The sequence below is a fragment of the Chitinophaga sp. genome, from assembly GCF_036566945.1.
Classification (GTDB): Bacteria; Bacteroidota; Bacteroidia; order Chitinophagales; family Chitinophagaceae; genus Chitinophaga.
In genome coordinates, this window is the sequence record NZ_DATCVJ010000322.1 from 1 (window position 1) to 8079 (window position 8079).

The window sequence follows — 8079 nt, forward strand, 5'->3', positions numbered from 1 at the left end:
AAGATTAGCGAAGATCGATGTGGTTATCCTCATCCTTCTTCGCTAATTTTTTCATATCATTTAAAATCCCAAAAGTAAAAATCTGGAAAATCATCTAAATCAGTATAATCCTGAACAAAGACAAAAACTCGCTCTGTACACCTAGAACAGCAGGTTACTCCCCCCTCTGTACGAAGTTTTGCCTAAATGCACGTACGCTTTCTCTGTTACTTCCCTTCCTCTTGGGGTGCGTTTAATAAAACCTTCCTGTATCAGAAAAGGCTCATATACTTCTTCCAGGGTGCCAGCTTCTTCTCCCACCGCCGTAGCAATAGTAGTGATCCCCACCGGACCTCCTTTAAAGTTTTCGATGATCACATTCAGGATACGGTTATCCATTTCATCCAGCCCGTATTCATCTACATTCAATGCTTTCAGGCTCAATTGTGCAATTTCCATATCTATCACACCGGTACCAATTACCTGTGCAAAGTCGCGCACCCGGCGCAGCAATCCGTTGGCAATACGGGGAGTACCCCGCGAACGACGGGCGATTTCATTGGCCGCATCGGAAGTGATTTTTGTATTCAGCAATCCCGCAGCACGCCACAATATCTTTTGCAGCGTAGCGGCATTGTAGTATTCCAGCCTGGATTTAATACCGAAACGCGATAACAGCGGGGCAGTGAGCAATCCGGAGCGGGTAGTAGCGCCTATCAGCGTAAACGGCTGCAGGTTAATTTGTATGGAACGCGCACTGGGACCCGTATCTATCATGATGTCGATACGGTAATCTTCCATGGCAGAATACAGGTACTCTTCCACCACAGTGCTGAGTCGGTGTATTTCATCAATAAACAGTACGTCTTTGTCTTCCAGGTTAGTGAGCAAACCAGCAAGGTCGCCGGGCTTTTCAATCACCGGCCCGGAAGTTTCCCGGATATTCACGCCCAGTTCATTCGCCACAATGCGCGACAGCGTGGTTTTTCCCAATCCCGGAGGACCATGAAACAACACATGATCGAGCGCTTCGCCACGCATCTTTGCCGCTTTAATGAATATTTTCAGGTTCTCGATAATTTGATCCTGACCCGAAAAATCCATGATCTCCCGGGGACGTATACTATTCTCAAACTCTTTCTCAGCGGCGCTGAGCTTGGTTTCGTCTGGTCTTAAAGGCTGATTGGACATAATTGTATAGCCTCAAAAATACGCAAATATTCAAAGGAAGCAGGCAGCTATTGCATGTTCGTATTTATATCACTATTTTCAGAGATCTAAATCTGATTCCCTGTATGTGTAGAATCCCGTTGTTACTTGCCCTGATGGCCCTTTGTGTCAGCACTTTAAAAACAACCGCCCAATCGAAATTTAAACAGCATGACAGCTGGCTGTATCGCCTGGAATTGGACGATCATTATTTGCCGGATGAGCGGGTACACACAGAGAAGGTATACCGGATTACGATTACCCGCGTCAATAAGGATGGTTCTGCCGATGCAGAGGCGGTGATGCAAAGCATGTTGATAAGGAGCAAAAATAAAAATTACAATACGGCAGATCCATCCACCTATAAAGTAGATGCGATGATGACAGATATGTTGTTGCTGTATCATCCGCTGGTATTTAAAATATTTCCAAACGACAGTATCGGAGAGCCCGTGAATACCGCGGCGTTGAGCGCTGAAGTAGGGGAGTCGTTGAGCCTGAACTCAGATGTACGGGCTACCTCAGCCTCCTTGTGGAAAACAGTAGTCTATGATATAGCCGGCATGTTTGCGCCTTTTCCGGCGAAGGTAGCCGTGAATGAGCAATGGACAACCGGCCCTAAAATATACCGGGTGGAAGCCGTAGACAAAGAGGATATCCATATTACAGGGAGCCGGGTACCCTTTCCGAAAGACTCATTCAAAATGGCTACTACTTTTTCGTATACGCTTTCCCGTAGTAAACGTTTCGTAACGGCGTTTAAATATGACTGCCGTACGGCACCCGGACAACCAGACGTGAGTAACGTGATGGCGGGTACGCTGTTGCCGGCTGCTACAAAAGTCCCCCTTGCTGATACCGCTTTTTTTAATGCACTGGTACGCCTGAGTTATTCCAGCACTGCACTGGATGCAAAAGGAGAACCCGATTCAGTTAAGGTCGCTGCTTTCCTGGCATTGAACCTTCCCCGGTATAGCAATAATCTCCGGTTTAAAAAGGCATTGCTGAATTTAAACCGGGGAATGGCTCCGTATATCCGGGAAGTATACGAGGATGCCCTGAATAACATCCCGTCCTATGAGCTGGCGGCGGACCGCACTGCACTGTTTAATAAATTGCAGCATGTCTCCAATGTGGATGCAGATTCTGCGATGGTGCTTATACAGCTGTTAGCGGTATATAAGAAAGATCTCAACGGATGGCTGGACCAATCCTTTTCTCAGCATTTGCTTCGACCGTCATTCGATACCGTAGCTGCCCGGAAAGATTTTATGGAAGCAGGGTTGAGTGAAAGAGCCATTCAGGGAATATTTGAAGAAGCACGCATGGGACCCGCTAATGCACAGCTGATCATCAACAGGCTGGCAATGGACCCCGACAGTATTATACAGGCTTCTGTGAAGCCCATGGCGTTGTGGAACAAAGCCATGCATACAACGGATACGACTATACTAAAAAGCATAGCCACCCAATTTAATAACACCAGCGCGGCGGAAATGACGCTGGGCAAGGCAGCCCGGTATGAACTGATGGTGTACGACATCCTCCGGAAAGCCCATCTGCAAAAGGACGCAGGTACACTGCTGGATAAAACGCTGGAAGACCTGAAAAATAACCAGGCTGATACCGCGTTTTGGAGGGCCCATCCGGAGCTGAAGGAGAAAAAATTTGCCAACCAGAATATCCTTTCTCATGCTTATCGTCTCAAGTACGAGCAAACCCTCCCGCAGGATAGAAAATCGGCCCTGAACTACCTCGCGCTGGCAGCTGCCAATGCGCCTAAGAATAATGAAGAGAAGGCATATGAAAGTTTTTATGATCGCAGCTTCCTAAATTCGAAAGAAGATTATAGTCCGGAGTTTGCAGAAGCCCTGGCCGCATTGGGCAAGCCGGAAGACGCGATGAGGATACTTTCCAAACAACTGAGAACCAACCCCGAGCAGCTGGATGCCGCCAAAAAAATGTTTGAGAAAAGCTTTCCGGACAAATCCTTCCCCGACTATTTCCGGAATGTGTTGCTGCAAGAATGGGAACAGGCGCCGGACTTTACCCTCACCGGTCTGAATAATGAAAGCTACCGGCTGGCAGATTATAAGGGCAAATGGTTGCTGCTCGACTTCTGGGGTAGCTGGTGTGGCCCCTGCCGGCATGACTTACCCCACCTGAACCAGCTGGCGGAAGAAATTAAAGCAGGTCAGCATCCCGGAAATGCCATACTGGCCATCTCCTGCCTGGAACGAGTGGAAACCACCCGGGAATTTGTAGCCGCCAATAAGTACGTTTTCCCGGCCGCCCATTCAGACGGTCAGGTCGAAAAAGGGTACAAAGTGCGCGGTTATCCTACCAAAGTGTTAGTTTCACCTGAAGGGAAAATGTTAGACTTGCAGTTTGGTACTGACTATGTAGCCATTCTTAACATGTATAGCAGTATTTACGCACAACAAAATAAAATATCACCCTCAACCATCAACATAGACAACAAGAAAAAGGACTAACTGCTTATATGAAGAAATCACTGTTATTATTTTTAGCTGCCGGCAGTATGGCTGTTACCGGTTATGCCCAGGAAATTAAAGAGAAAGAAGTTGCCCGCATTATAAGCACATTGGCAGCAGATGATATGGGTGGCCGCTTGCCAGGCACACCCGGTATTGAAAAAGCCGCCACGTTTATCAGCGGAGAATTCGAAAAAGCTGGCCTGCAGCCATTAACGGGAGAAAAAAACTTTCTGCAGGAGTTTGGTAAATTCCGGCTTCAAAACACTCGTGTAACCCTTACCGTTAGTGGACAGGAAAAAGACTGGCCGGTTATTCCTGTGGGCGCCAGCCGTAGTTTTGACTGGGAAAAAGACGGCAGCTACGACATCGTACATGCAAAAGACCCTGGTGAACTGATGAAGATATTACGTCACCAGGATACACTGGAAAAAAATACACTGGTTTGGCTGGCCCCCAACATGGCAGGCTTCCTCGGAAATCTGGCCGCTTCTTTTTCAGAACGGAGCTATGATACCGAAGCCGCACTGGAAGCCGCTGGTACTAAAGCCGCCGATGGAAAACATATTATACTGGTATACGAAAAAGAACCCGTAGCAGATACGGCCTCCTGGAGTATACATCTCCGGAGGGATATCAATGCCCAGCATTTTGCCAATGTAGCAGGCATGATTAAAGGCAGTGGCAAACCAGATGAATACGTGGTGTTTTCCGGACACTACGATCACCTGGGTACATTGCCAGCCGTAGATGGTGATACCATTGCCAACGGGGCAGACGATGATGCATCCGGTACCACCGCCGTGATTATGTTGGCGAAATATTTCAAAAAACATCCGCCTGTACGCTCCGTTATTTTCGTGGCCTTTACTGCCGAAGAAACCGGTGGACACGGTTCCCGTTACTTCTCTGAAAAACAGGATCCCGATAAAGTAGTGGCCATGTTTAATATTGAAATGATTGGGAAGGAGTCCAAATTTGGAAAGAACAGCGCCTTTATCACTGGATTTGAACGGTCTGATTTCGGCACTATCCTGCAACGTAACCTGAAAGGATCAACGTTTAGTTTCTATCCTGATCCGTATCCGGAGCAAAACCTGTTTTACCGTTCAGACAACGCCACACTGGCCAGACAAGGTGTGCCGGCTCATACCATCTCTACCACACAGATCGATAAAGACCAATACTATCATACGGTAAATGACGAGCTGTCGACCCTGGATGTAGGTAATATTACTGATATTATTAATGCCATTGCTATGAGTGCAGGTACTATTGTGAATGGAACGGATACGCCTACACGAATTGAAAAGGCGTCACTTAAATAAAACACTTTTTTAATTTGTCATATAATGATCCGGTGGTGCAACGCATGACCGGATCATTCTTTTTTAATTAACAGTGAACGTATTCTTTTTCCCAAATTCTTTGTTAAATTTACCACACGAATTTTCCCCATAGTCATTTAAAACCATATCGATAATGAAAACCGGAATCCTACAATTCTGCGGTGCTGTAGGCATTGCATCCATCCTGCTCTCTTCTTGTTCCAACAAGGACATGGCAGGACCAGACACACAAGCGCCAATTGACAACTCAGACGTTGCCAGTGTCAACTACGAAATTTCAGCGGTCAATCAAACTTCCACGTTATCACCAGACGCTTCAGGACGCTTATCTGCCATCACAGGTGATGCAGCAATGGCTAAAGCAGCTTCAGGTGGTTTCGACATTACCTGGGATACGGCGACCGCACGTTTGAGAGAAATCCGCTTTGACGCAAAACGCGGTAAAGATCAACTGGAATTTAAATTGACGACAGACCGGCAGATAGACCTGAAACAGGTTCCTGCGGTACTGGGCGCTATCAAAATTCCTAAAGGCACTTACCAACAGGTAAAAGTGTACGCCAGAGTAGAAGGGGATAAGAAAGATCCTGCAGTAAGACTGAAAGGTTTTATTACCTGGGAAGGCAAAAAAATCCCGGTAGAAATTCTGCTCTCCGGCCAGATTGAACTGATGGCTAACGGAAAAGATGTAGTAGTAACCGACACCAAAGTTGATTGGAAAGGTTCCCTGAAAATCTCCATGGACCTGATTCTGACCAAACTGCAGATCGGCGACTTCACCGGTTCCTTTACCAACGGTAAATTACAAATCAGTGTAGACATCAACGGCAACCTCCACAACAAGGTGGTAGATGCACTAGAAAACAGCATGTCTGTAGAGCACACACACGACTAAAGAATTACGAATTACGAATTACGAATTACGGATTTGTGTGGAGATATCGGCGAATGTTATCATTCGCGTTTACCATCTCCCCACAAATCCGTAATTCGTAATTCGTAATTGGTAATTCTTAATTCGTAATTACCTCCGTATATACCGCAAAATGGTCAGAAGCATATCTTCCCTCCCAGGTTTCAGAAATACTGGCATGCTTTAGTATCGTGAACTTCCCTTTCAGAAAAATATAATCAATCGGCTCATTTTCCATTTCCGCGATATGCCATCCGTTGAAAGTGCCTACAGGGCCGAAATGTGGCGTTTGACTGATCGCTTTGCTATCTGTCAGATGCAACGGATCATTTGCATTCATGATGATCTGAATGGGTTCGTCTGATGGGGTGGCGTTGAAGTCACCGGTAATAATAGCTGGTGTACTGCCAGCCAAAGTATGCACCTGTTGTAACAGGAATTTAGCACTTTCCCGACGGGCCACTTTACCTTTGTGATCGAAGTGTGTATTGAAGTGGAAGAATACTTTGTTCGTTTTTTTATCTCTGAACTTTCCCCAGGTAACAATACGCGTGCAGGCGCCATCCCAGCCTATTTTACCCGCTACAGTGGGTGTTTCCGATAACCAGAATGTTTGGCTGTTCAGCAGTTGTAAACGGGTAGTATCGTAAAATATCGCGGAATATTCCCCTTTTGTTTTGCCGTCATCTCTGCCTACACCAATGGTTTTATAAGCAGGTAATCGTTGTTGCAAATCCTGCATCTGATCATACAATGCTTCCTGTACACCCAGTGTATTGGGGCCGTAGAACAATACTTCCGATGCCACTTTATCTTTGCGGTGAGGCCAGCCATTTAAGCTGTCGTCCGGATTATTGTAGCGTATATTAAACGTCATCACCTTCAATGGAACCTGTGCAGCCATTGTACCCATCATCAGGCAGCAAAGACCTGACAGCAATAGTTTTCTCATACCAAATAAATTTTACCGCGTAAAAATAACATCTGTGGTTTTAAAACCTAATGAAGAGCAGACAATTTACTATTTCATCATCTCCATAGGAGAAAATGTATAGGTAGCATATCGGGTGGGCTTTGCAGCGGACTTAATGGGTGTATTGATTCAACTGTAGAATAACATCGGGATCAGGGCAGTTTTGCAGGTATTTTTCTCTTTCGCTATACCGGCATACACCGGGATAATCGCCCCGGAAGCCCTGCATATCTTCGATCAGCTGAAAATGCAGATGTGGCGGCCATCCACCATTTTCGGCCGGTGTGCCAAAATGTGCCAGCGCCTGCCCGGCCATGATAGGCATATTTTCGTACAACCCCTGCAGGTTAGAAATGCTGAGATGTCCGTATAACGTGTAAAAAGTATAACCCTCCAGCTGATGTTGCAAAATGATGGTGGCGCCATAGTCCCCGAAATGGTCGTTGAAGCGGAAACTATGTACATGCGCATTCATAGGGGCAAATATCTGGGTACCTGTTTCTCCCCAAACATCAGTGCCCAGGTGCAGCCTCCGGGGCTCTTCTCCGGCATCAAAATGCGGACTCACGGCATAAATGGTGCGATGCTCCGCATAGCCGCCAACGCCCAGCCGGCAGCCACTTTGAGCAAGGGTATTGTCTATATACCTGCTGAACTTATTGATATCCTGCAGTATGTTTTTAGTGAGGGTAGTATTGTTGGCCGTAAAATCCATTACCAGCAGGGACTCATGTTCTCCTAAAAGCGGAATCACCGGCTTGAAGGTTGACTGATACTTCTTTAAAACCTCCTGTAACATATTTTTTGTGCTTGACGTTCGTCTAAATATAAATATTAATTTGTGGATTAAATAATGATCGCCCCTTGCAATTCCCTGTATATATCAATTTGTTTTCCTTACACCTGCCGCTACATGCGGTGACGGAAACCCTGGGTATGTTTATTGGCTTCCGCTATTTTGTATACCTGCGCAAGCAACAGGGTGACCGGATAGACAGCAGCAACCGCGTTTGGGCCATTATAGGGGCTATCTTCGGCGCCTTGTTTGGCAGCCGCCTGTTAGGGTCACTGGAAAATCCTCCCGGGCTATTGGCAGCCAACAACATGTTGTTATACATCTACCAGAATAAAACAATTGTAGGTGGACTACTCGGCGGACTG

At 46.4% G+C, this 8079-nt stretch carries 6 protein-coding genes and 1 pseudogene; 4 read left to right on the forward strand and 3 right to left on the reverse strand.

The window, feature by feature from the left end; genetic code table 11:
- Positions 1-141: 141 nt before the first annotated feature.
- The gene (gene ruvB / locus VIP81_RS09515) at positions 142-1170 is read right to left on the reverse strand and encodes a Holliday junction branch migration DNA helicase RuvB (RefSeq protein WP_331959014.1); all 1029 of its coding nucleotides are present in this window, start codon (positions 1168-1170) and stop codon (positions 142-144) included.
- A 104-nt stretch (positions 1171-1274) separates the two neighbouring features.
- On the opposite strand from ruvB, the gene VIP81_RS09520 reads away from it, so the two are divergent.
- The 3 genes from VIP81_RS09520 to VIP81_RS09530 all read left to right on the forward strand — a co-directional run bounded on the left by VIP81_RS09520 (position 1275) and on the right by VIP81_RS09530 (position 5927).
- Positions 1275-3683 (forward strand): TlpA disulfide reductase family protein, encoded by a 2409-nt coding sequence (locus VIP81_RS09520; protein ID WP_331959017.1) that lies wholly within the window; start codon positions 1275-1277, stop codon positions 3681-3683.
- Between the two features lie 8 nt (positions 3684-3691).
- A complete protein-coding gene (locus tag VIP81_RS09525) occupies positions 3692-5011 on the forward strand; it encodes a M28 family metallopeptidase (protein WP_331959020.1) in 1320 nt (439 codons plus the stop codon).
- 154 nt (positions 5012-5165) lie between these two features.
- Positions 5166-5927 carry a hypothetical protein gene (locus tag VIP81_RS09530; protein WP_331959023.1) on the forward strand — a complete coding sequence of 254 codons (762 nt, stop codon included), beginning with the start codon at positions 5166-5168 and terminating at the stop codon, positions 5925-5927.
- A 118-nt stretch (positions 5928-6045) separates the two neighbouring features.
- On the opposite strand, the gene VIP81_RS09535 is transcribed toward VIP81_RS09530, so the two are convergent.
- Positions 6046-6897, reverse strand: coding sequence for an endonuclease/exonuclease/phosphatase family protein (locus tag VIP81_RS09535; protein ID WP_331959026.1), 852 nt, complete (start codon positions 6895-6897; stop codon positions 6046-6048).
- Positions 6898-7030: 133 nt separating this feature from the next.
- Positions 7031-7717: a peptidoglycan DD-metalloendopeptidase family protein gene (locus tag VIP81_RS09540; protein WP_331959029.1), complete on the reverse strand. Its 687-nt coding sequence runs from the start codon at positions 7715-7717 to the stop codon at positions 7031-7033.
- Positions 7718-7782: 65 nt separating this feature from the next.
- Here VIP81_RS09540 and VIP81_RS09545 point away from each other — a divergent pair.
- Positions 7783-8079, forward strand: a pseudogene (locus VIP81_RS09545) (diacylglyceryl transferase); the annotation flags it as partial.

What these genes read in the sequence shown, in the direction of transcription:
- VIP81_RS09530 (WP_331959023.1), top strand. Translation starts at nt 5,166, where the DNA reads ATGAAAACCGGAATCCTACAATTCTGCGGTGCTGTAGGCATTGCATCC.
- VIP81_RS09520 (WP_331959017.1), top strand. Translation starts at nt 1,275, where the DNA reads ATGTGTAGAATCCCGTTGTTACTTGCCCTGATGGCCCTTTGTGTCAGC.
- VIP81_RS09540 (WP_331959029.1), bottom strand. Translation starts at nt 7,717, where the DNA reads ATGTTACAGGAGGTTTTAAAGAAGTATCAGTCAACCTTCAAGCCGGTG.
- ruvB (WP_331959014.1), bottom strand. Translation starts at nt 1,170, where the DNA reads ATGTCCAATCAGCCTTTAAGACCAGACGAAACCAAGCTCAGCGCCGCT.
- VIP81_RS09535 (WP_331959026.1), bottom strand. Translation starts at nt 6,897, where the DNA reads ATGAGAAAACTATTGCTGTCAGGTCTTTGCTGCCTGATGATGGGTACA.
- VIP81_RS09525 (WP_331959020.1), top strand. Translation starts at nt 3,692, where the DNA reads ATGAAGAAATCACTGTTATTATTTTTAGCTGCCGGCAGTATGGCTGTT.